At 50.2% G+C, this 235-nt stretch carries 1 tRNA gene and 1 rRNA gene; both read right to left on the reverse strand.

Annotation, left to right across the window (positions count from 1 at the left end):
• Positions 1-60, reverse strand: a 5S ribosomal RNA gene (gene rrf, locus H9X81_RS11655); the annotation flags it as partial.
• 67 nt (positions 61-127) lie between these two features.
• Positions 128-202 (reverse strand) — tRNA-Glu (locus tag H9X81_RS11660).
• Positions 203-235 lie beyond the last annotated feature (33 nt).

Consider the following 235-nt stretch of genomic DNA (forward strand, 5'->3'; position numbering starts at 1 on the left):
GAGCTTAACTTCTGTGTTCGGAATGGGAACAGGTGGGTCCTCAGTGTAATAATCACCGACTGTATGTCAAAGGACTCGCGTCCTCTGATGTCAAAGTAAATGTGCAAGAAAACAAAGTGAAAAAACTTGGTGACCCGTGGGGGAATCGAACCCCCGTTACCGGCGTGAGAGGCCGGTGTCTTAACCGCTTGACCAACGGGCCACATTTCCCCACAGGTTCATCTGTTTGTTGGTG

Origin of the sequence: Hydrogenoanaerobacterium saccharovorans (genome assembly GCF_016901815.1) — a bacterium.
Lineage (GTDB): Bacteria > Bacillota > Clostridia > Oscillospirales > Ruminococcaceae > Avimicrobium > Avimicrobium caecorum.